The 21,771-nt window shown below is 48.1% G+C and carries 22 protein-coding genes; 1 reads left to right on the plus strand and 21 read right to left on the minus strand.

Translation table 11 applies throughout. The features are described from left to right. Positions 1 to 205: 205 nt before the first annotated feature. The 11 genes from MKX98_RS23315 to MKX98_RS23365 all read right to left on the minus strand — a co-directional run bounded on the left by MKX98_RS23315 (position 206) and on the right by MKX98_RS23365 (position 9,205). Complete coding sequence (locus tag MKX98_RS23315) at positions 206 to 751, minus strand: 8-oxo-dGTP diphosphatase (protein WP_220684427.1); 546 nt, start codon at positions 749 to 751, stop codon at positions 206 to 208. After that, positions 748 to 1,266 carry an 8-oxo-dGTP diphosphatase gene (locus MKX98_RS23320; protein ID WP_220684426.1) on the minus strand — a complete coding sequence of 173 codons (519 nt, stop codon included), beginning with the start codon at positions 1,264 to 1,266 and terminating at the stop codon, positions 748 to 750. Before MKX98_RS23320 ends, MKX98_RS23315 begins: the two co-directional genes overlap by 4 nt. Before the next feature lie 71 nt (positions 1,267 to 1,337). Next, positions 1,338 to 1,913, minus strand: coding sequence for a hypothetical protein (locus tag MKX98_RS23325; protein ID WP_220684425.1), 576 nt, complete (start codon positions 1,911 to 1,913; stop codon positions 1,338 to 1,340). Between the two features lie 97 nt (positions 1,914 to 2,010). Continuing rightward, entirely contained in the window at positions 2,011 to 2,163 is a 153-nt protein-coding gene (locus MKX98_RS23330) for a hypothetical protein (RefSeq protein ID WP_194543774.1), read from the minus strand. A 181-nt stretch (positions 2,164 to 2,344) separates the two neighbouring features. After that, positions 2,345 to 2,803, minus strand: a complete 459-nt coding sequence (locus tag MKX98_RS23335; protein ID WP_339218662.1) for a DUF4830 domain-containing protein — start codon at positions 2,801 to 2,803, stop codon at positions 2,345 to 2,347. Positions 2,804 to 2,908: 105 nt separating this feature from the next. Then, a complete protein-coding gene (locus MKX98_RS23340) occupies positions 2,909 to 4,021 on the minus strand; it encodes a Gfo/Idh/MocA family oxidoreductase (protein ID WP_339218664.1) in 1,113 nt (370 codons plus the stop codon). Positions 4,022 to 4,135: 114 nt separating this feature from the next. Further along, a complete protein-coding gene (locus tag MKX98_RS23345; RefSeq protein ID WP_339218666.1) occupies positions 4,136 to 5,026 on the minus strand; it encodes a serine hydrolase domain-containing protein in 891 nt (296 codons plus the stop codon). 76 nt (positions 5,027 to 5,102) lie between these two features. After that, positions 5,103 to 5,903 carry a class I SAM-dependent methyltransferase gene (locus MKX98_RS23350; RefSeq protein ID WP_339218668.1) on the minus strand — a complete coding sequence of 267 codons (801 nt, stop codon included), beginning with the start codon at positions 5,901 to 5,903 and terminating at the stop codon, positions 5,103 to 5,105. A 336-nt stretch (positions 5,904 to 6,239) separates the two neighbouring features. Next, positions 6,240 to 6,563, minus strand: coding sequence for a 3'-5' exonuclease (locus MKX98_RS23355; protein WP_339218669.1), 324 nt, complete (start codon positions 6,561 to 6,563; stop codon positions 6,240 to 6,242). Positions 6,564 to 6,633: 70 nt separating this feature from the next. Beyond that, a complete protein-coding gene (gene murI, locus MKX98_RS23360; protein WP_339218671.1) occupies positions 6,634 to 7,410 on the minus strand; it encodes a glutamate racemase in 777 nt (258 codons plus the stop codon). Between the two features lie 244 nt (positions 7,411 to 7,654). Continuing rightward, complete coding sequence (locus MKX98_RS23365) at positions 7,655 to 9,205, minus strand: tetratricopeptide repeat protein (RefSeq protein ID WP_339218672.1); 1,551 nt, start codon at positions 9,203 to 9,205, stop codon at positions 7,655 to 7,657. 255 nt (positions 9,206 to 9,460) lie between these two features. On the opposite strand from MKX98_RS23365, the gene MKX98_RS23370 reads away from it, so the two are divergent. Then, on the plus strand, positions 9,461 to 10,255 hold the full coding sequence (locus MKX98_RS23370; protein WP_233355026.1) for a lipase family protein: 795 nt from the start codon (positions 9,461 to 9,463) through the stop codon (positions 10,253 to 10,255). 83 nt (positions 10,256 to 10,338) lie between these two features. Here MKX98_RS23370 and MKX98_RS23375 read toward each other — a convergent pair whose 3' ends face one another. The 10 genes from MKX98_RS23375 to MKX98_RS23420 all read right to left on the minus strand — a co-directional run bounded on the left by MKX98_RS23375 (position 10,339) and on the right by MKX98_RS23420 (position 21,673). Beyond that, a complete protein-coding gene (locus MKX98_RS23375) occupies positions 10,339 to 11,175 on the minus strand; it encodes a PIG-L family deacetylase (protein ID WP_339218674.1) in 837 nt (278 codons plus the stop codon). Between the two features lie 48 nt (positions 11,176 to 11,223). Beyond that, positions 11,224 to 11,646, minus strand: coding sequence for a VOC family protein (locus MKX98_RS23380; RefSeq protein WP_339218675.1), 423 nt, complete (start codon positions 11,644 to 11,646; stop codon positions 11,224 to 11,226). A 294-nt stretch (positions 11,647 to 11,940) separates the two neighbouring features. Next, positions 11,941 to 12,612 (minus strand): HAD family hydrolase, encoded by a 672-nt coding sequence (locus MKX98_RS23385; protein WP_339218677.1) that lies wholly within the window; start codon positions 12,610 to 12,612, stop codon positions 11,941 to 11,943. Positions 12,613 to 12,741: 129 nt separating this feature from the next. After that, complete coding sequence (locus tag MKX98_RS23390; protein WP_339218679.1) at positions 12,742 to 13,509, minus strand: methyltransferase domain-containing protein; 768 nt, start codon at positions 13,507 to 13,509, stop codon at positions 12,742 to 12,744. 317 nt (positions 13,510 to 13,826) lie between these two features. After that, a complete protein-coding gene (locus MKX98_RS23395; protein ID WP_194543785.1) occupies positions 13,827 to 14,303 on the minus strand; it encodes a DinB family protein in 477 nt (158 codons plus the stop codon). A gap of 152 nt (positions 14,304 to 14,455) precedes the next feature. Then, complete coding sequence (locus tag MKX98_RS23400; RefSeq protein ID WP_194543786.1) at positions 14,456 to 15,337, minus strand: carbohydrate ABC transporter permease; 882 nt, start codon at positions 15,335 to 15,337, stop codon at positions 14,456 to 14,458. A gap of 17 nt (positions 15,338 to 15,354) precedes the next feature. Further along, positions 15,355 to 16,254 carry an ABC transporter permease subunit gene (locus MKX98_RS23405; protein WP_194543787.1) on the minus strand — a complete coding sequence of 300 codons (900 nt, stop codon included), beginning with the start codon at positions 16,252 to 16,254 and terminating at the stop codon, positions 15,355 to 15,357. A 113-nt stretch (positions 16,255 to 16,367) separates the two neighbouring features. After that, positions 16,368 to 18,053, minus strand: a complete 1,686-nt coding sequence (locus MKX98_RS23410; RefSeq protein ID WP_339218682.1) for an extracellular solute-binding protein — start codon at positions 18,051 to 18,053, stop codon at positions 16,368 to 16,370. Between the two features lie 94 nt (positions 18,054 to 18,147). Further along, complete coding sequence (locus tag MKX98_RS23415) at positions 18,148 to 19,839, minus strand: response regulator (protein ID WP_339218684.1); 1,692 nt, start codon at positions 19,837 to 19,839, stop codon at positions 18,148 to 18,150. Next, positions 19,805 to 21,673: a sensor histidine kinase gene (locus tag MKX98_RS23420; RefSeq protein ID WP_339218686.1), complete on the minus strand. Its 1,869-nt coding sequence runs from the start codon at positions 21,671 to 21,673 to the stop codon at positions 19,805 to 19,807. Before MKX98_RS23420 ends, MKX98_RS23415 begins: the two co-directional genes overlap by 35 nt. Between the last annotated feature and the right edge of the window lie 98 nt (positions 21,674 to 21,771).

Consider the following 21,771-nt stretch of genomic DNA (forward strand, 5'->3'; position numbering starts at 1 on the left):
TCCCCACCATTATACGGTTGCCAATGTTAAATCTACGTTAAGAGGACCTTAAGATAAACTTACTGCTGTCATAAAAAAAGACCCTGGAGCATCGGCGCTCCAGGGTCTATGAGATGGCTTGGTATTATTCGAAAATAATAGGAATAAGTACCGTAATCAACAGGGTCAGAACCAAAAATGAAACAGAGTATTTTTTCTAACGTGATTAAATTGCAATTTCCTCTCCCCGATACTGATTTAACCACGCCCCCCTCATCGCTTCATCCGTTTCAATCGAGGAACTGATCGGAAGCGGCGTTTGTTCGACCAGTTTACCATCCTCATATGTACATCGATGATCATAGCAATTCGAATCATGTAGGATGAGTTCGAGCGAACCCGGTATATTAGCTGCAATTCCAGCATTTGCATCGTCGGTTATCCAGCTCACTGGTTTCCAATCCAATATTCCTTCAGCTGTCGCGATCGGTGTAGGATAACTGTAATCCTCAGGCACCTCTGCTAGGTATAAATACATACCACCCGTAATCGAGCCGTTGATGGACCAGGTCACTACGCCTTTAAAGGTTAGACTGTAATCTTGTATATGTGTCTCTTCCTCCAGCTCACGTACCATCGAGTCTCGCGGGTTTTCGTTCGCCTCCAGCTTGCCCCCCACGCCATTCCAGCACCCCATCCAGGGCGGGGAGTTACGATTCAACAATAAAACCTCATTACCGCGCCGAACAAAACAAATATTGTATTTGATCATCTGATAATGGTCCCTCCTCTGGATCGTTGCCCTTGTCTTAAGCTTCTAATTTTCTCTTCAATCGGCTTCTGTCCATCCTCATCCCAGACAATAGAGATTTCAAAAGTCCCTTCTTCAAAGAATAGGGGAAATCTTCGTTTAAACCAGGGCTGCATTGGTAGATCCATTGCTTCATCAATCGGTACCCACACGAGCTCACCTTCCGGCGGATCCGCTAACAGCTTGCCTTCAAAAGAGTCCGCCAAATAATTAAACACCATGTAACGATAGTTTGTCTGAGGAACCACATACTCATCTAATCCTTTGTACACCAGATTTTTTACGATCAGTCCTGTCTCCTCAAAAACCTCACGCACAGCACCTTCTGAAATGCTCTCAGGAAACTCCACTTTCCCCCCAGGACCAAGATATCCGGGAAAACCCAGCTTGTCTGGGCGATTGATTAATAACACTTTATCATCTTTTTGGATCAGGCACATAGTATACATGCCATAGGTTATTTGGGGCCTAGACATTCTATCTCTCCTCCGTCCTGGCACATGTCAGCTTGCTTAAATATAACGAACTCACTTATGTAGGTAGATATCTACTGCTCCCTCGAATACAAGATTGCTCCACCAGACCCCAGAATGACGAAATGTCGACCAGACGGCGAAAACCCGCACTTTATTCTTCCATCCAGCCGGTTCAAATCGATCACCGCGGCTTGTTTAAGATATTCATAGTTAGGGACAAATATCTGATCCAATATAACGGAAGCCCTTGGCCACCAAGGGTGAATGACTTCAAGCATCCAACCATCGTGCGTGATGTGAATCCCATCGCCAGACTCAAACCCAAAAATAGAAATGTCCTGTCCGCTCTTAGGAATATGAAAACTCAAGTAATTCTCGCTAATATGATCTTCGGTTACATCAGAATCCCGCTCTCTGTGAATCAAGGTTCCTGACTTAGCTTGTGTAATACTGTATCCATTGCTGCTGATCAGAACAAGGTTCTCATCGGCATCCCACCCGCACGCAATACACCCCGCAGCTGGAATGATAACCTCATGAATCCAAGGATGTGGTGGTTTCGTAGGTTCTTTGGCTTGTGCCTGGTGCAGCAAATCGATCTCAAACTTCGTTCTGATTTCTTTATTTGAATGTCTAAAAGGGTTCATATCATACTCCCACATTAATTGTATTAAGGCGAATACGCTCCCAGATTCCTTGTCTGCTCGTTAAGGAAGACTAACCTCGCTCCACTAATAAACAATTTCACGGTTTAGGATGATGGTTCATCTCTTGCATTCTTGTGTTAAGTTCATCCAGTGAACGCTGCATGCGTTCCATTCTTCTCAGAGCAGAATACTGATTGCTGATGATCCCGGCCAAGCCAACTATCATAACGATAATAATCAAACCGATCATATTTAGAATGCATCCTTTCGTTCTTAGATTGATCTCCAATAATATTAGTTATCAGGCAGCATTGAATCGCGAACCCACTCATCAAAACCACTAAACATCAAAGTCTTCGGCCATTCCGCCGACTCCTCATGTTTCCAGGTTAAATGCACCTGCGCATAGATCCTGCAATACATCTCAACATTTACGAAGACGGACTACTACCTAACTCCTTGCGATGAAGAATAGGATTCATAACATTATGATCGATGTGCAATGTTCCATCAGCTTGTTCTGCCTCATAATTAAATACCAAATACCCTCCAATAATTTCATTGCCTGACTCCAGTATAAATCTTACAATCTGATTGTACGTCGCTGTTTTCTCTTGCAGGAAGTACCCTGTTTCTGTAACTTCTTGATCCAAAAATCGGGTCAAATCCACATGACCCCATTCTTTAATATCTTCAACATGCGACTTAAAGGATTGTAACGTATGGGCAGCGTATTTTGTTTCGGACGCAAATCTATCAATGCTCCATCCGTAATTCTCCAAGTAGTTAACATGCTGTTCTTTATGGATTTCTATGACGATCTCATCATTCTCTTTATTACAACCAACAAGGATAGCTAACATAAGAATGAAAAATAATTTTAATTTCAATTCCCCAGTCCTCTCCTACACCAGGATTATAAGTAACCGAATGAGAACCCTTTATCATGCTTGGGCCGGACAAACACCCATTTTTCATCCTTTTCTTAATTCCTCCTAAATAAAACGACTACGAGTATCCCATATGTGTGGGTCCAATTTTACCGCTGGCGTAAAGGTTGTCGTCAATGCGTACCGCCCACCGGTTTCCGCAGATTGATAGGCGCCGAACAGAATCTCATGCACATGCAGCTGCTGTTGCGCAGACTGGACGGGCTGTTCACCTGTGCGAAGGCAGCGAACAAAATGGGCAATAACAGTCTCATCACGTTGTTCCGTAATTCGACGAAACGGCACATAACAGTTGTCATTTCCCCGCCAATGGACTGGCTCCGCATCTGTAATGGCATCTCCCAATGTGTGAATAACCAAAGGAAATCCACCGTCATTCAGAGCTACTGTGCCTTTTCGTCCGTAGATTAACGTATTGTTCTGCTTGAAGGACATCCCCCATAACGAGCGAACAACGGCATGTTGCCCACCTGCAAATTGAAGGATGAGAGTCGCATTATCATCCACATCGCTATTCACTTTCTTACCACCGCCAACGATGCGATTAGGAATCAGCGTGTTGACTTCGGCCATCACACTTGTAGCGGGACCTAACAAACCGATAATACGGCTAACAGGATAAACCAGACAATCCAGTACCGCACCCCCATGCGCTACAGATTTATCATAATACCAGTTATTGCGCCATGGGCCGGGAAGGGAGAGTTGTGCTTCCGCGCCTGTGATTTTTCCAATGTATCGCTCGTCAATGAAATCGGCAGCAGCTAGAAAGACGGGATTCAAATCGAAAGGCAGGCTCATGAAAATGAGCCCCTTCTCCTCCGCCAGAGTAACCATACGTTTACAATCTTCGAATGTGGTCGCCATCGGTTTCTCGTTCAGAACAGGCAATCCCCGCTCCAACGCAGCCAACACGGGCTCAGCATGCATGGAATGAGGAGTCGTAACCACTACACCATCCAATTCTTCTCGGTCCAGCATGAGTCGATAATCGTCATACCATCCGGGAATTCCATATGCCGATGCCTTCTTCTCCGCATTCTCCAAATGTCTGGAGTATGTTGCTACAATCTGCACGCCTTCAAGGATTGCCGCCTGTTCAAAATAACGATTGCTGACATGACCGCTGCCGATCATGCCAAGCTTAATCTTTTTCATGGACATCACCTGCATCTATGATTTGGACGATCGGGAGCAGCAAGTGCAACTTCGCTAGTTTCTGTCATTGAGATATGACCGGTTTGTAGTTTCATTCACTATCAGCTCTACCTTTTATAACCCCAAACACTCGTATAATGTTTCATTAAACATGGTCTGATCTTCACTATAATTCTCCGTATATTTGTTCAACATCCGAACCCCTACCGCATTGAACTCAGGGATAACTGCGCAATGACAGCCGGCGGCTCCGGAAGCATAAAACCATTTTTCTTGATAATACCATCCAAAAACCCGGTGTTGATCTTGAGTTTCAGCTCTTAATTGGTTAATTAAGCGAAATACTTCACTGGATAGGAGTTGTCGGTTATGAACGCTTCCCTGATGTAGATGGAGATATCCCCACATCGCCAAGTCCTTAGCGCTGGCATACAAATTCCGGTCGCAGCCTTCATCGGATTCTATTCGAATGGATGCATACCCATCCGCAGCTTGAAAATCACATACCAATCGAGCTTCCGGCACAGACACCCACTCCGAATGGTTCAAATCCAGTGGTTTAAATACCCGGTCTCTTATTATTTGAGCGATTGTCTTGCCTGTGATCGCTTTTATTAGTTTTCCTGCGACTTCTTCGCGTTCGATTCGCTGGGGACCAAAGTACTTCGCATTGGTTTTGGTAGCTAATTCTCGGATCGTCACGCCCTTTAAATCGCTAATTGCCATATCCTTAACGATATCAGATACAACCGTATCGATGGAGATGTTCCCTTCTGTAACCGCTATGGCTGTTGCCATGCCAACGTATGACTTTCTGATTGAATATAGATTAAACATCGAATCCCTGGTTACCGGCAATGCACCACGCTTAAAATGATGCTGACCAGAATACCATTCCGTTACGACTTGACCATCTTGAATGATGAACAAAGCGGAGGCAGAAGCACCATACTTCTCCTGAGAAGTTTGTGTATATAATATTAGTTTCTCGAAAGGATTGCTCATTAAAGTCCCCTTCTAACATCATAACCCGGCCTTTAGAACGTAGGTCGGGTCATATGTTGTCTGTTATTCTGTTATATTATTTCGTTGCATAGATCGATAACCATTGAGGAAGCGCTGCAAGCGGGTTAAATTGCCAGTTACGGAAATCTTCCAGATCTTGATCAGACAAACGGCTAGCCTCGCCTTTGGATTCATCCACCCAGAACCTACCGTCTACTGCGAACATTTCTTCCATATGTTTAACGGTAAAACCGGATGACATCATGGCGTTCAACATATCTTGAATACGCCACTTATACGTTGGTATTTCTCCAAAAGGCCCTGTGGAGTCATATGGATTCACCACATGGATCTTATCTGTAGAGCTGGTTCCAAATGGGCGCATAAAAGGATGAATATCATACATGATGAAAGCCCCATTAGGTTTAAGAACTCGATGGATCTGGGTATACATCGAATTCAAATCATGAATCCATACATGGACCCCATTCGATGTGTAGACAAAATCATAGTCATTGCTCTTGATGCTGCTCAGCTTCATGGTATCGTCACAGATAAACTCAATATCCCATCCATATCTCTGTGCTATAGCTGAGCTGTTCTCGAGCTGCCGTTCCGAAATGTCACATGAAGTGACGTGAGCCCCCATGAGATGAAAAGCAAACACGGCATGATTATCTCCGCTTGAAGGAACACATATCCGTTTGCCCCGCAGGTCTGGGAATGCCTTCATGATCATCGAGAATGTAGCAGGGTGAAACACGGAAGCAGGTAGTTTTATGATGTTGGAAATGACCTCTTCGGTTCGATATCCTACGTACCACGAGTCTGACCATTCGTCCCAGGATCTTTTAACGATATCCGTTTGTCCCTCCATCTTGCCCCCCCCCTGCCTGCCAAACGCAAGCGTATTCATAATTAAACATTTATATCGGCTATTATGCTACAACCTACGCCTGACAGGATATGGATAATTTATATGTAATTGAACTCTACCACACATTATAAATACGCTTAGACTATGCTGCTCCTTACCTCAATAATCCCTCAAACCAAGGGCGTTATCTGGAACCTTTTGACCACAACCTCTTCTTTGAAATGAATGTCATGTAAATTCCTCGCTTGAAACTCCTCTAATATGCTTAAAAAGATTCGCCCGATCAAAATACTGTCACCTAGCGCATCATGTCGCTTTAGGTCCCGATCACTCACCTTATAGTACTTTGATAAATTCGATAAAACGGCTGTAAACCTCGTTGAATCTCGGGGCACGCTCTACATTTGTATTAGATATGCCGGTAAAACGCTCAACGGCTTCAGGAATGGGCTTTAGGGGCTGAACATACGAGTTGAAGGTTTGGGATTTCTGAACGATACCGTTCTCAATGATAACGGCACCCACCTGCGTAATATGTTCCGTTTCATGGTGGATGCCCGTTGATTCCAAATCAAATACACAGTACCTTTGTTTCAAAATTTCGTTGACTGCCAAGCCTGAAACGGCATATTCTACATCGGATAAAAAGCGAATTTCCACCCCTTATCCCCTCCAATTTATTGTGAAGTAATCTGATATGCCGCACAAAGCCATACAGACTCCTGTTACCCTATCCCTCTATTTCCCTATAAATACTCAGTGCTTTCTTCATCCTCTCTGTATACTCCATGGATTGCCTCGAATTGAATAGCGTAACATCCCGATTACCGCTGGAGCTGAGCAGATCATTGTCACTTAAAACCTGAATGAGTCTGTTCACGGTTCCTTTACTGCCATCTATCATGCGAATGTGATCCGGCAGCAGATCCGATAAGATGCTTTTGTAAAATGGATAGTGGGTACAGCCCAAGACAATAGTTCCGTACTCATTCATATCGAAGGATTCGAACTGCTTGGTAAAGTAATCCTTCATGACCTTTCGATCAAAATTCAAAGCCTCACAGTGCTCTACCAGCTCCGGAAGGGGCAGGGAGTCCACGATATGCATGCTGTCGACTCGTCGAACCAGATCCCTGTACTTCGATTCCTTTATGGTCAGCGGTGTGGCAAGCACCAGGATTCGCTTCCCGCTGGAACGATTAATTTCGACGGCCGGCTTTACGGCCGGTTCCATCCCGATAACCGGGATCGGATAAGCCTTCCTCAGATCGGAAATCGCCATGCTTGTAGCCGTGTTGCATGCAACGACGATGGCTTTGACTTCTTCCTTCATGATCGATTCCATCGCATGATGGATGTAAGATTTCACGTCTTCCTTGGCTTTGGTACCATAAGGCACATGGAGAGTGTCCGCATAAAACAAAAAATCTTCCTGCGGCAGCTCCTTCATTGCCTCCGATAACACGGTTAAACCGCCTAAACCTGAATCAAAAAAAGCTATTCTCATGTTTTTCACCTATCGTTGTATGTTTTTCTGTCAGCATCATTACGTAAATGTCCTTATACATTATACTCCACTCCAACAATCCTCGCAGGGCCATCTGTATGAATGGAATCGTAAATGGGATCTAGTTCAAAATACAGAACGACCCAGCCTTATTGTAATCTCAGAGGCCGGGTCGCGTGCGTCGTTCTATGCAATTCCGAGAAAAATACGCAATTTCCTTCGCGAAGATTAAGTAATCCGCGTATTACTCAAAACATTTCAACAGTGCCAAAGCCTCTTCATGATCGGGTTCCAGAACGAGCGCCTCACGCGTGTATTCCAGAGCCTCTTCGTCGAGACCAAGCTCATAGCAGCAGATCGCCAAGCAATATATAACCGTTGGCACCGGCTCGTCTTCGTCCGTTTCCACGGATTCCTTCAGGAAGAACCTTGCATCCTCGTACATATCCATCTCGAACAGCACCAGCCCCGCGTCCAATGCCAGATCATAACGCTGCTCCATCACATAGTACGACGACCACATTTTATAGATGCCTGTTCGAATATCCAGCATTTCTTCGTCATTGGCATCCGGCAGCAGATTCGAGATGCGCTTCGCGCTCTGAATGAAGAACTCGGCGTCATACCCACCCAATCGCCAAAAAGACAATATTTGCTGCATGCCCATGCTTTCAATATTCAGGTCGATCCATTCCTTCATACTGAAAAATTCATCAGGCCCGAAGCGTTCGATAAATTGGCGGTAAGCGATCCGAGTATTCGCATAACTCATCGGTGCTTCCAGCATGAGGATACAGCCGACGTTAATATTTTTATAATGCTGCGTGGGGAAAATCGCATGTGCGCCCCTTTGCTCAAACACATGCTGAAGCGCATGATAATTAGCCGTTAATGAGAAGCTGCCATGGTAAATTAATTGCGGCGGTTCGGCGAACTTCCAATTATCGATATGATGATCTCCTTTATCCGCCGTGAGAAGCATGAAACCCGACGTTGATAACTGATTCAGACGCTCCATGCAGGTCAGTCCTACCTCCGGAAACAGGATATGCGAATCCTCCAGCTCTTGCTGGTAGTAGGCAATGACATCACGGTACGGATAGTTGTCCTCCTCGTATCTGGGCGCACGGCGGTGCTCATAGGCCAGTTTCATTCGTTCCAGTGCTTCAGCCGGCTTGAGCTTGTCGTGCTGCTCCGGAAACTCGATGACAACATCGCTCTCGTAAATCTTTCCTTCCCCCACATAGATCAGTTCTTGCGGAATACCGTCAAAGAAATAGTTCGCGACAACCAGCAGCGGCTGCTTCAAATCTCCAGGACGTATCGTTGTCTTCGATACCACCAGGTTCACTTCCGTGTCATGCACGGCATCGAACCTCGCGAAGTCCAGGAGCCCCTGTTCAATATAGGATTGCATGGCGGGGTGGTGACGCCATGCCGTAACATTTTTAATCGGCAAATCGGTCATAACATAGCGGAAAGGGGGCAGCGCTATACCCGCAAAATCTCTCAGCTCGCACAGCTTGTGCAGCACGTGATAACCGAGGCGCCCGGCTCCGGCTCCCAGTTCCAGAATCGTCACCGTTTCGGTTAGCTCGCCTTGATCGGCACGGTCCCGAAGGAATCCGAATATAATTTCGGCGTAAGCCGTAGCAATCATGGGATTGCTTGTAATATACTGCGGAACCTGATCATTATTCCAGGCTTTCATCCCCAGTTCTTCGTAATAATTCCGCTGTAGTTCCCAGATGGGTGCCTCACTGTAACGGAAGCGTTGTTGAATATTGTCCGTCATTCTAGATAACCCTGCTCTCTATGTATCATTAAAGTACAATCTGATGATGTGCATGCTTATGCACCGATCGACCAAGAACGTCTATTGAATCGTACCATATTTCTTAATTCTACCCAAACCTTCTCATGATAAAATCCCGTGTATGCGCCTGGGCAAGATGGCGAATTCGCCATTCTTAGGCGTATAGGCACCTTTCCTTCCACACCCTAATATAGTGTAGGAGAACAGAAGGGCGGGATGTGCATGGGTACGAGCATGGAACGAGAACAATGGGCCATTTTCTTGGCAGCGATCTGCGGACAGACCTATACACAATTCAGCAACACGGACGGCTCATTTGTCCTTCCGCTAAATTATTCGCTCTATGACACCATTGAGGCCAACTCCTTAATCAGCGTGTCCGAGCGCTTTGGGTTTATTCTGGAATCACCGGATGAAATCATTATCGCCTTTCGGGGCACCAGTTCAACAACAAACTGGATCTCTGATGCCATCGCCTCCCAAAAAAACTTCAAATATATTAAGGACTCTTCTCTCACACACCGCGGTTTCACGAACATCTACGCCTCTGCTCGGGGCCAGGTCATGTCGGCACTTAACCGACTTCCTGCACACAAAACACTGTTCATTACCGGCCACAGCCTTGGAGGAGCGCTCGCAACCTTATGTGCAGTCGATGCGGCCGCCAACACGGACCACCCATCCCCTTATGTTTTTACCTACGGGTCCCCTCGTGTGGGAGATCTCGATTTTACCAAGGCCTTCGCCAAGTATGTTCGAAACAGCTGCCGCATCGCCAACCTGTTCGACGTCGTAACGCATGCCCCGCCTCACATCTACAAGATGCCTAAACGGGAGAAGAAGTACTATTACAGCCATGTCCATACCCAATGGCCGTTGACCTTCCAGAATGGATCGGTGAGCGGCAATCATGTAATCGGAAGTTATTATGCGGAGCTTGCCAAGCTTCAGCCGGAATTTGCCGAACGCTTAAGTACAACGAATCCCGAATTCTGTCCAGTTGGTGAATCCCCCTTAGAGAAGGTATAAGCTTATTTTTCGGATCATAAAAGAAAGCGGATTTCCCTGAGAAGGGAATCCGCTCTTTTATTTCTGATCTAACCAAAAATTGATTACACATGAGTACCCGTTAACATCGGGAACAAAATCTCCATTTCAGCTTCATTCGGTCTTCTGCCATAATCCGCGATTTCGAAAGGCTCTGCATATTGTAAGCTGGCTGCAAGGTCTTGGCCATATTGCTTCGCAAGCGAAGGCAGCATTTCGTCCGAGACGCTAAGAAACCGATCCCAATGCTTTAGAATAAATTCCCGCTTCTCTTCCCAGGTATCCGGTACGGCATCCAAGAAACCGCCCTGCCAAGGCGCAAACTCATAGAATTGGGAAGCATGGGCATCGCAGGCCAGCAATTTCTTCTCGATCACGCCCCCAGCATCGATAACAATATCCGGTTGGTACGTCGCCCGTGCCGCATAATCCGGCATCAGCAGGAATATCGGGGATTTCTTCAATGACGGCACTTCAGGGACGGCATTCGGTACGTTCGCAACAAAATCTGCCGCATCCCGCACGACCTTCCCGACATTGCGGTTATCCACATGACCGGGACCGTCCGGATGGAACGTAATGACGATTTCCGCCTCCCAGCCGCGAATCAGACGGATCACTTCCTTGCGTACTTCGAGCGTTGGCATCAATTCGCCATCGGGAATGGGCAGAACGACGTATTCCAGCACCCCAAGACGCTTTGCAGCCTCATGAGCTTCCTGAATCCGACGTTCGACCAGCTGCTGCCCGCTCATTTCATGATGACCGCAGCATCCATCGGTTAGCGTTACGAACTTCACCCGATGACCCATCTCTGCGTAAGCTGCCGAGATCGCGCCTGCATAGATTTCGGGTTCATCCGGGTGCGCTGCAATGACAATCACATTGAGGATTTTAGACATCTGTCGCTTCCTCCTTATATGTTCTTGGATACACGATCGATATACCGATTACTTCGTGCGTTTCATCAGTGGATGATCTTCCTTCAACTCCAGCAAATCCCACTGATTGCCGTATAAATCCTTAAATACCGCCACCATGCCGTAATCCGCTTCTTTGGGCTCTCTTACAAACTCAATCCCCCGCGATACCATTTCACGATAATCCCTCCAGAAATCATCTGTATTCAAGAACAGGAACACTCTGCCCCCGGACTGATTGCCTATAAATGGCTCTTGCTCCGGCTTGGACGCCTTGGCAAGCAATATCGTCGTGCCGACCGATCCGGGAGGTGCTACGACCACCCAACGTTTATCTTGCTCAGGCTGGTATGTATCTTCAATCAAGGTGAAATTCAGCTTCTCGGTATAAAATGCGATGGCCTCATCATAGTCCTTCACGACTAATGCAATATGGACAATGGATTGTATCATGTCTTCTCCCCCACCCATGTGATTTTTCAATTCAGTTTCTTATAAATCTTCTTGTACGATTGGTACGCCCAGGAACCTTGTATACCATTACTGCTTTTTCCATATCGTTGACATGAAAAAAACATAAAACGAAAAGACACCAAGTATAAATTAACTGGTTCCATTAGGTTTCAGCTGTTCAGCGGAGTTGGCGGACTGAATGATTTTTCTTATTCATACGATATGTTCTACTCTACCTTCCATTGTGGTTACGCACAAGCGTTCCTATTCATTATCGTTCTTAAATATTTCGCGCTAGATGATCCCTTCTAATTCCGTCAGCTTCTTTATGATGTAATCGGGCTGTATATGATCTGGTCTTATTTTGTTCAAGCGATTGATCCAAACGGCTCGGATTCCCAATGCTTGAGCCCCCTCAACATCACTTGTTAATGAATCCCCGACATGCAGGACCTCCGCATTCTTTAACTCATACCTTCTAAGTGCTTCTGCAAATATTTCCGACCTAGGTTTATATGATCTAACATCTTCGCTAGTGATCACGCCAGTGACCTTTAAATCGTGAAACCTTATCGCTGCCATCACATCCGATGTATCAATATTAGAAATGATATATATGGGCAATTTACACGATTTCAGAAAAGAGAGCGCATCTTCATAAATACCTGGCTTTTGCCAATGCTCAAATTGCTCCTGAATGATCTCCTCTGCAATGCAATCCGATTTGAAGTAGTCTATCGTCGCGCGTAAAGATGTTCTTCCCAGATTTCTTTGATTATCGAAGCTTTTCCCATAGCTTTCATGAAACATGTTTGAAAAGGACTTCCACCAGTATTGACCTATTTCCTGAATGGTACAGTCCTCAGAGGAAGTCGCCTTGATTTTTTGGCATATTAACGGAATGATCTCATCATCTTCATGAACCACAGTCCCATAAAAGTCGAGGAAAATCGCTTTGGTTGTCACTGTTATTCCTCCCTCACGTTCTAATTCCATCACTTCATATGACTGTACTAACACCTCACTGAATCTAATTAATCCCTGCACAGGCTTTTCACGCCACGTATGGATAAACACCCGAGGGCACTAGTTCTACTAGCGCCCTATCGGAGCTTTCCTAGCCTCGAACGTAATCATCTGATCCGCTTTAACAGGTTTATTCAACCATGTATAGTCAGCCGACTTCGTGATCTCTTCATATCCCTGCTTCTCTAGCATGAGTTCAAATTCGTGGTATCCATACCAACTTAGAGGAAACCGCTGCAGCTCGGTCTGAACCAAATGGCCTTCCTTCCACTTTTCATATTTCAGAATCGAGACGATGCGCTGGTCAAGCAGATTGCATTCCGTACGTCTGTCCTCCAGAACGATGACTTCGTTATCGGAAGTTTCCCAGCTTCTAGTCGAGGTGTGATTCGAGTCAAAATTAGTAGGAATAAACAAATCCACAATTAATCTGCCGCCCGGTCTCAAATGAGAATAAAAATGACGCAGTGCCGAGACAGCCTGCTCCCGACCCTCTATTAATTGGAAAGATCCGGCGGGAATGATAATGGCTTCATATGAACCCGTCAACGCAAAGTTATGCATTTCATCCTCATACAGTTTAGTTGTTAGGCCCAATTCCTCGACTCGTCTTCTGCAAGAATCCAGCATAGCCGTTGAATTATCCACGCCTTCCATATCGATCCCCGCTTGAAGCAGCGGAATTAACACCCTCCCTGATCCACAGCCGACTTCCAGCACCTTTCCTTGTACGTCCTTCAGACGTTCTAAATAATACTCCACGTCACCAAACGAGAAACCTAATGGTTTACTCAGATCATACACTTCCGTACACAGCTCTCCGTACAAACTATACATAGAATAAAACTCCCCATTCTATATGTATTTTTCCCGTTATTGCCTTCTACGCAATTAGACTTCTCTTTTCTCATCCGGTCGATAGAGGATTCTTTGATAATCCCAATCTTTAGTATCCATATCGCCTACATCATATAAGAGAGTCGCAGGAAGAACTATACCCATTATATTTATAAATATTCTCTACTTAAAACGATTCCCAAGGCATATATTCTATTTTACATCCTAATTTCTATTTGGTGAAAAACAGAAAAAAGACTTCCCGGCTCATGAGATATCATGACAGCAGGAAGTCACCTATGTGTGGTGCGTTTAAGCTACGCTCTTAAAAAGGCAATGTAATCCGTTATTAACCCTTTGTGTCCCAAATGCCGAAGCATGGTCGTGATATTGCCTCTATGATAGGTTCCATGATTTACGACCTGCTGGAGAATCTCCGAAATCGAATTCTGAAATGCCTCACCCGCAGTGTTGTGATAAGTCACAACCTTCCCCATATCGCCTACCGATGCTAAATATTCGTGATGCTTGGTTTGAAGCTCGCTCAGGTATTGACGAGCTGCTTCCAAATTCGCGAACGGTCTCGCGGCAAGCGACGGAGGGCTTTCCTCCTTGATCCGGGCAAACCAAACTTCCTCCGCAGCCGCAAGGTGACCGAAGACTTCGGCGATGGATTTGAAGCCCAGATTCACTTCCTGGAGAAACACGCCTTCCGGCAAGGATTGCAGATGGTTCCATAGTCTTTCGTTCGCCCAAATGTGATAATCGTACAATTGAAGATACGCTTCGTTCATTCTGCTCTCTCCTCTCTTGATCGCTTTATCGGAAAGTCTGAGTTTACGATGCTGGCCCTAGCACCTATCCCCTAGCACCTCGATAGAAAATTATACCATATATAACGAAAAAGCAGGCACGGAGATCAAACGAACATAACGCATATTCGAGATTACTCTTTAACGCTGCCAAGCACGATGCCTTTGACGAAAAAACGCTGGAGAAAGGGATACAGCAGCAGAATCGGCAGTGAGCCGATAAATATTTGCGCGGCTTTAAACGTTCGGTTGGATACTTCGGAAAGGGCCGCGGCATCGTCTGCATTGATCGACGTCAGGTTGGTCTGTACGATAACGGTCTGAAGATAACTCGACAACGGGTATTTTTCCGGAGAATTCATCAGTAACAGTCCGTCAAACCATTCGTTCCATTGGCCGACGATCGTAAACAGCGTAACGGTAGCCATGGCCGGCAGCGACAGCGGCGCGTATATTTTCCACAGGCTGGTGATGTAGCTCCCGCCGTCAATGAAGCAGGATTCCTCCAGTTCCTTGGGCAGGCCGCGAAAAAAATTGAGCAGCAAAATCACGTTGAACACTGCTACAGCACCCGGGACGACCAATGCCCATATCGTGTCGATCAGACCCGTATCCCTGATTGTCATATACCTCGGTATCAACCCTCCGGAGAACAGGGTGGTGAACACGAAGAACCAGGCATATTGCGTGCGAAATTTAAAATCCCGTGGTTCCTTCGACAGCGGATAGGCGATGAGCAGGGTCAGCAGCATGCTGATCCCGGTCCCGAGAACGACGCGCTGCACGGTGACCCACATCGCTACCATAAATTGCGGCTTGTTCAATACGTACTGATAGGAGCTGAGCGTAAAATCGACTGGCCACAGCTTCACGATCCCTGCCGTCGCCGCGCCTTTGGAGCTGAGGGAAACCGCCAAAATATGAACGATGGGAAGAAAGCAGAGCAGCCCCAGACCGATCAGAAAAGCGTAGTTGAAGCCAAGAAAAAATTTGCGGCTGAGTGACGGTTTATGCATACGGGACACCTTCCTTCCTAAAATATTCTGTAATTGGCGAACTTGGATGCCAGGGCGTAGGACGTCACGATAAAGACGAACGAGATCAAGGATTTGAACAGGCCGATCGCCGTGGCTACCCCATACTGGGCACCCTGCATGCCGATCCGGTATATAAACGTATCCAGAATGTCCCCGCTCTCATACACCTGCGGGCTGTACAAGTTGAACACCTGGTCAAAACCGGCATTCAGCACATTCCCAAGCGAGAGGGTCGCCAGCAAAATGATGATCGGCATCATGCCGGGAAGCGTGATGTGCCAGGTCTGTTTCCAGCGGTTGGCGCCATCCACCGTAGCCGCCTCATACAGGGAAGGATTGATGGAGGTTAACGCAGCCAAATAGACGATGGTGCTAAAGCCGAATTCCTTCCAGATGTCCGTTATGACGAGGGTATAAGGAAACCATTGGTTGCTGCCAAGAAAAAAAATCGGCTCGACGCCGAACCAGCCCAAAATCTGGTTCACGATCCCGTTCGTCGGCGACAAGATGTCGATAAAGATTCCCCCAAGGATGACCCATGATAAAAAATGTGGCAAATATACAAGCGTCTGCACGCCGCGTTTGATCAGCTCGTTCCTCAGCTCATTCAGCAGCAGGGCTACCAGGATCGGCACGACCAATCCTCCGATGATTTTCATGAAGGCGATAAACACCGTATTCCAAATGATTTGGCCGGTTTCCGGCAGATCGAACACATAGCGGAAATTGTCCAGCCCGATCCAATCGGAGCCGAAAAGGCCTTTGAACGGAACGAATTTCTGAAAGGCCATGGCGATGCCGATCATCGGCCAATAGCTGTAAATCAGCACGATGACGATGCCGGGCAAGATCATCAAATGAAGCGGCCACTGCCGTCGAAATTTTTTGCTTAACATGGCGATCCTCCTGTCTGTCAATGTGTATCCCATTCGCCTTCAGCAGGTGGTGAATGAGAACAGGGGCGGGTGTCAGAAACCTCCCTCCCCTGTTCCCGTTAGCCGGACCCCTTTTATCTGGCGGCCTTCCATGCATTAACTTCTTCCGTAATCTTGTCGCCGCCGAGCTTCTTCCAATTGGCCACGAACTCATCAAAGGCGTCGATGCTTGCCTCGCCCAAAATGATTTTGATGAACGTTTCCTGCTCCAGCCGGTCGAGCGTCGCTTTTTTGTCCGCCATGGTCTCGGTCGGAGCGCCGACATAACCGTTCGAAATGACTTTGCCCGCATCGTTCAAATCGCGAAGCTGCTTCATGGAGCCTTCCGGCCCATTGGCGGCATAGCCGGACCAGCCCATCGGGTTGTTGCCCGCGAGATATTCCTGAAACTCCTTGAACATGATTTTCGTTTCGGCGCTGGTGATGTCCGCGTCGCTTTCGGATTCCAGCGCTTGGGCCAGCTCCTCCTGCCGTATCAGGTCTTTGTTCGGATTGACGACCTCAACCAGTGAATATTTGTTGACCCCGATGGATACGCCGTCTTCGATGATTTGACCGTACTTGTCAAATTCCGCATGGTCGCTGTACAGCTTCTCATAGTACTGGTTAGCCAACTTGACGATAACCTCGGGATGCTCGTACCCCTTTTTGACCACGTAATATTGGGATACGGCAAAAGGCATCTGCACCGTTGCCGGACCGCCCTCCAAAGACGGAATCGGATAGGACTTCCAGTTCACCGAATCATCTTCTTTCACCATGTCCCAGAAAGGCCATGCCGGATACCAGCTGGGTCCGATCAGCATGCCGATTTTGTGGGTGGTCACGGATTCAAAGACCTTGACGGTGTCCTTTACGCCGAACTCCGGGTCGATCAGTTTGTTCTTGAACATGTCCTGCAGCTTGGCCAGCGCTTCCTTCATCTCCGGCTGAATGCTGCCGAACTGCAATTGCCCCTCTGCGTCTTCGATCCAAATTTGCGGGAAACCGCCGAAGCCGTTAAAGAAACCTACCGAAGAGCTGTTTAATCCGATATCCTTGGTCAGCGCAAGTCCGTAGGTATCGGCCTTGCCGTTCCCGTCCGGATCCTGCTTGGCAAACGCCTCCGCAATGGCCACAAGGTCATCCATCGTGTTCGGTTCAGGCAGATTCAGCTTCTCCATCCAATCCTCCCGGACCCACAGCAGCGGAGCCGAGCCGCCGATGACCGGCTGGGTGGACGGGATCGCCAACAGCTTGCCGTCAAACGTCGCGGAAGGGAGCGCGTTTTTCTCGATCTCCATGACCTGCTTCAGGTCATCGCTGGCGTAATTCTCGAAAGCGGGCGTCAAGTCCGCCAATTGCCCGGCGTCCGCAAGCTGGCGCAGCTGCTCCGGCGTCACCTGCATGATATCCGGGAGGTCGTTCGAAGCAATCGCGATATTCATTTTGGATTCATACTGCTCCTGGCCCGTCACCACCCATTTATAATTGAGGTTGATGCCCATTTCCTTATATAGGTCGGTCCACACGTTGTTTTTAATATCCTGTCCGGACGGGAACTTCACTTCTTCTCCCACGAACCGGACGGCATCCAGCTGAATGGGGGGATCATACTTGCCGAACGGGTCGCCCGGCTCCAAGGCCGTGGCTTCGCTATCGGTGGATGAACCAGCCGCGCTGCCTCCGCCTCCTTCCCCTTTGCTGCTGCAAGCGCTTAAAATAAACACGAAAGCCAGCATACTGATCCACAATACGGACAAGATCTTATTTCTCTTCATGTTTGCGACCTCCTTGAATTCGATGTTTGTTTAGAGTATAAGGGAACAAAAAAAGAGCTATCTACTTTAAGCTCTTTACTTTGATATCTTCTCTTTACATGTTGTGCAGTTCTCTGTATTCCTGCGGCGTCAAATGGGTCGTTTTTTTGAAAAAGCGGTAAAAATACGGCGGAGAACTGAAACCCACCGCAGCGGCGATGACATGGATTTTGTCCGTTGTCTCCTTCAGCAGCTGCTTCGCTTTGGCCAGCCGTGCCGCATTAATCGACTCGGACAGGCCCTCACCGGTCACTTGTTTGTACAATCTGGACAAATACGAAGGGTTGTGTCCCACGGCCTCCCCGATTTGCGTCAAAGACAGGTCGCCGCTTAAGTGATCCTCGATATACCGTTGAACTTTGGCAATCACCTCATGCTGCTGATCCTGCTTCCCCTGCTCTTTCCGGTTGAAGATAATGTCCGCCAGCCTTTCGAAATATTCGACCGCCTCCGTCCAGGAATCATGCTCCTCCAGATGAGTCAATGTGATATAATCCACCGCCCCTTCTCCTTCCACGTTCTGGCAGAGAGCTTCCATATCCACCAGAGACGGCATCATCACGGACACCAGGCCGTAATACACTTCCATCTTCAGCAAATATTCAACCTCCGGCGGGAAGGAAGAGGGATCGGTCACCTCATGCAACAGCTGCATGAACTCCTCCCGGTCCCCATTGTCTAGACAGCCGCGCAGCAGCTCCATCCGCTTCAGATGCGAGCGAGAGCGCCCCAGAAAATTCCCCATGCGATCCGGGCGGTTACGCTCACCGGCTTCGGTCAACAGAGATTCGTGGCCGATCCCGAGGCCGCTGTCCAGCAGCTGCTTCAGTGATTCGAATTTGTCAGGCAGCCGTTCCCAATCAACCCACTCGCCAGCCATGGCAAACGAAGTCTTCAATTTCAAAAGCGTTTTGCAAACGTCCTGAATTTGTTCCAGCATCCCGTGGACAAAACGCTGGACCCGTTCCGCCGCCGGTCCTCCAACCTCCTCCGGATTCTCCTCCCCCTCCTCTTTGTGCTGCAAAATCCAGATCATCTTGGCCCTGCCGAACTCCACGGCCATGCCGTCGGTCATCGGGCCGAGCAGCTCGCCGATGATGTTCTGGACCGCGTACAGCATCAGCGATTGGGCCGATGGACCGTCTTGCCTTTGCCAGCCGTCCAGCCTGCATAACAGCAGCAGGCAAGGCTTGCCGGGATCCAGCTTCATCTCAAGCTCCGCAAAGCGCTGCTCCAACTCCTCCCGCCGAATAGGACAAGGTGCTTTTTGCATCAGCTCCAGCACGTACTGCTGCTGTAAAAACGGCAGCGCCATGCGCATATTCTCCCTCGCTTTGGCAATCAGACTGCCCTCTTTCATCTCCTGGTCAAGCAGCTCCACGGTCTTCTCGATCGCGCTCAGCACAGCATCGTTTCCCTCTGCCTTAAGAACGTAATCGACGCTTCCTTGCCGTGTGGCCTCCTGGATATAAGAAAAGTCGTCGTATCCGGTCAAAAAAATCACTTTGCAACGGGGCCACTGTCTGGATATTTCCTTTTGCAGGGCAAGACCGTTTAACCCCGGCATTTTGATATCCGACAAAACGATGTCCATTTTCGCCCGTTTTAGCCAGCTCAAGGCCTCCGATGAGGAATAAGCCTTATACACCTCAAGCTCTAGAAATTCCGCGCCAAGGCACAATTCCGCAAGCCCGTTTACGATAAAAGGTTCGTCATCCACGATCAGTATTCTGTACCTGCTCTTCATCCATCCCGCTCCTTTCTTGCTTTGGCAGTGCCATATCGATTCTCAAACCGCCTAACCGGCTTCTCGAAAAGGCCAATCCACCCGCAGGGCCGAATTTTAAACGAAGGCGTCGATGCACGTTGGATAAACCGGTGATCTCTCCTTTCACGTCCGAATTCGCGATCATGGATTGCAGGTTCCGCAGCTTTTCGTCCGTCAACGTCTCCCCGTTATCCTCCACGATGATATGCAGGACATGCCGTTCAGCGGCCATGGTCACTTGGATTTGCCCATCCGCTTCCTTCTCCTCAAGTCCGTGCTCGTATGCATTTTCGATTAAGGGCTGCAGAATGAGCAGCGGAACGTCCAATTGCTCCCAATCACCGGGGATGTCATCCCAATAAGCGGATATCCGGTTATGGAAACGGATGGACTGAATGTCCACATAAGCCTTGGCATGCCCCACTTCCGCCTTCAACGAAACTTCGTCGGCTGCGTTGCGGGTGATGAACCTGAAATATTCCCCCAAATGCCTCGTAAAACGAACGATATTCTCATAATCCTGCATCTCTCCCATCTGATGAAGCGTAAAGAAGCTGTTATATAAAAAATGAGGGTTGATCTGGGATTGGAGCTGCTTCAGCTCGGAACGCTGCGAGCGGATTTTCTGCTCAAACACTTCGTGGATCAGCACCTGCAGGCGCTTCACCATATGGTTAAACTGCTCGTACAGATAGTGGAACTCGTCATGATGCTTATGGCGCAGCTCCACCCGGGGACTGTCGAAATCGATGTTGCGGAATGCCCTCACCATCCGCTGAAGCGGCTGATGAATGCGGCTGTAGATCCAGCCCGAGAACAGAATAACCACCAGCAGGGAGAAGCCCGACAGCCCGAAAAAGATCATGCGGTATTTCCCGAGCGGACCCAAGAATTCGGCTTCGGGTACATACACCACCAGGTCGGCATTCAAAAAGGCGGAGCGCTCCACGCTAACCCAATAGTTGGCCCCATCCGCCTTTACCTTCGTGTTGTAGGGAAGCTTCGAAAATTCGGTGTTTGTTAGCGCTTCCAAGTCAATGCGTTCGGCTAACCGCGGACCGATGCCCCCTCCGTCCTCCTGAGTCAGGACCCAGCTGTTGTCCACGCCGATGAGAACGGCGCCCCCGTCCCCCGTGGCCAGCTGCAGGAGCGCTGTTTGCATTTTCGGAACGGAGAGCTCCGCCGCAATCGCAAAATTGGGCGGAGGGCCGTTTCGCAATCGTTCCGGGTATACCATCCCCAACAGAAGCTTGTTCTTCCATTCGAAAATGACCCGATCGGGATGCTCCTCAAGCGCCTTCATCTGCTCTGGCGGCATGGCTCCTTCGTACGACACCTGCTCAATCGTTTTCTCAATCAACGGAATATACGTTTTGGCCTCCTGAACGTATTGATTGGAGCTTTGCAGCAGCCGCATTTTGCCCTGGAGGCGGTTGATCGCCTGAAAATATTCGGAACGGCTCATGGCGGGCGCAATGGTGCTTAGCTTTTGCAGGTCGGAGTCCTGCGACAAATCGTTCATCAGCAGCACCGTCGATTGCAGCTCCTGTTCCAGCGTACGCATGAAAAAATTAGTCCTCGCATTCAAGGATTGGGTAATTTCCTGCTCCACGCTCGCAAGCCCGGACTCGTTCATGTACAGGGCAGCGGCGTAAACCGGCATAATGGCCAACAAAAAGCCGGCCACGATTTTGGGATAAATCGATTTGAACCACAGCAGCTTCATCGTTTGCCTCCACTTCGTTACCATGATCGCTTCGCCTAACCGATGAACAGAATAAAAACGGACCATAACGGTTACACGATTGTTCACGACCGGTTAGCCCGGCTAAAGCGAGGACGTCCGACAACTTCGGGATATCCGCTTTCGCCGGGTTGAACCTGTATCGTTAAGATTCTTTATGTTTGGGT

Source organism: Paenibacillus sp. FSL W7-1332, from assembly GCF_037969785.1.
GTDB lineage: Bacteria > Bacillota > Bacilli > Paenibacillales > Paenibacillaceae > Paenibacillus_AQ.

What these genes read in the sequence shown, in the direction of transcription:
- MKX98_RS23315 (WP_220684427.1), bottom strand. Translation starts at nt 751, where the DNA reads ATGATCAAATACAATATTTGTTTTGTTCGGCGCGGTAATGAGGTTTTA.
- MKX98_RS23320 (WP_220684426.1), bottom strand. Translation starts at nt 1,266, where the DNA reads ATGTCTAGGCCCCAAATAACCTATGGCATGTATACTATGTGCCTGATC.
- MKX98_RS23325 (WP_220684425.1), bottom strand. Translation starts at nt 1,913, where the DNA reads ATGAACCCTTTTAGACATTCAAATAAAGAAATCAGAACGAAGTTTGAG.
- MKX98_RS23330 (WP_194543774.1), bottom strand. Translation starts at nt 2,163, where the DNA reads ATGATCGGTTTGATTATTATCGTTATGATAGTTGGCTTGGCCGGGATC.
- MKX98_RS23340 (WP_339218664.1), bottom strand. Translation starts at nt 4,021, where the DNA reads ATGAAAAAGATTAAGCTTGGCATGATCGGCAGCGGTCATGTCAGCAAT.
- MKX98_RS23345 (WP_339218666.1), bottom strand. Translation starts at nt 5,026, where the DNA reads ATGAGCAATCCTTTCGAGAAACTAATATTATATACACAAACTTCTCAG.
- MKX98_RS23350 (WP_339218668.1), bottom strand. Translation starts at nt 5,903, where the DNA reads ATGGAGGGACAAACGGATATCGTTAAAAGATCCTGGGACGAATGGTCA.
- murI (WP_339218671.1), bottom strand. Translation starts at nt 7,410, where the DNA reads ATGAGAATAGCTTTTTTTGATTCAGGTTTAGGCGGTTTAACCGTGTTA.
- MKX98_RS23365 (WP_339218672.1), bottom strand. Translation starts at nt 9,205, where the DNA reads ATGACGGACAATATTCAACAACGCTTCCGTTACAGTGAGGCACCCATC.
- MKX98_RS23370 (WP_233355026.1), top strand. Translation starts at nt 9,461, where the DNA reads ATGGAACGAGAACAATGGGCCATTTTCTTGGCAGCGATCTGCGGACAG.
- MKX98_RS23375 (WP_339218674.1), bottom strand. Translation starts at nt 11,175, where the DNA reads ATGTCTAAAATCCTCAATGTGATTGTCATTGCAGCGCACCCGGATGAA.
- MKX98_RS23380 (WP_339218675.1), bottom strand. Translation starts at nt 11,646, where the DNA reads ATGATACAATCCATTGTCCATATTGCATTAGTCGTGAAGGACTATGAT.
- MKX98_RS23390 (WP_339218679.1), bottom strand. Translation starts at nt 13,509, where the DNA reads ATGTATAGTTTGTACGGAGAGCTGTGTACGGAAGTGTATGATCTGAGT.
- MKX98_RS23395 (WP_194543785.1), bottom strand. Translation starts at nt 14,303, where the DNA reads ATGAACGAAGCGTATCTTCAATTGTACGATTATCACATTTGGGCGAAC.
- MKX98_RS23400 (WP_194543786.1), bottom strand. Translation starts at nt 15,337, where the DNA reads ATGCATAAACCGTCACTCAGCCGCAAATTTTTTCTTGGCTTCAACTAC.
- MKX98_RS23405 (WP_194543787.1), bottom strand. Translation starts at nt 16,254, where the DNA reads ATGTTAAGCAAAAAATTTCGACGGCAGTGGCCGCTTCATTTGATGATC.
- MKX98_RS23410 (WP_339218682.1), bottom strand. Translation starts at nt 18,053, where the DNA reads ATGAAGAGAAATAAGATCTTGTCCGTATTGTGGATCAGTATGCTGGCT.
- MKX98_RS23415 (WP_339218684.1), bottom strand. Translation starts at nt 19,839, where the DNA reads ATGAAGAGCAGGTACAGAATACTGATCGTGGATGACGAACCTTTTATC.